This is a genomic window from Xenorhabdus griffiniae, from assembly GCF_001028135.1.
Classification (GTDB): Bacteria; Pseudomonadota; Gammaproteobacteria; order Enterobacterales; family Enterobacteriaceae; genus Xenorhabdus; species Xenorhabdus bakwenae.
On sequence record NZ_LDNM01000214.1, the window covers coordinates 1 to 402 of the forward strand.

General features: G+C 52.5%; 1 rRNA gene. It reads right to left on the minus strand.

The features are described 5' to 3' along the window. Positions 1 to 402, minus strand: a 23S ribosomal RNA gene (locus tag AAY47_RS19745); the annotation flags it as partial.

The following is a 402-nucleotide window of genomic DNA, read 5'->3' on the forward strand; positions in this document are numbered from 1 at the left end:
ATTCAAGGGTGGTATTTCAAGGATGGCTCCGTGCAGACTGGGTCTGCACTTCACAGCCTCCCACCTATCCTACACATCAAGGCTCAAGGTTCAGTGTAAAGCTATAGTAAAGGTTCACGGGGTCTTTCCGTCTTGCCGCGGGTACACTGCATCTTCACAGCGAGTTCAATTTCACTGAGTCTCGGGTGTAGACAGCCTGGCCATCATTACGCCATTCGTGCAGGTCGGAACTTACCCGACAAGGAATTTCTCTACCTTAGTACCGTTATCGTCACGGCCGCCGTTTACGTGTGGCTTCGATCAGGAACACCACGCCAGCCGATAACCCCATCAATTAACCTGCCAGCACCGAGCAGGCGTCACACCGTATACGTCCACTTTCGTGTTTGCACAGTGCTGTGT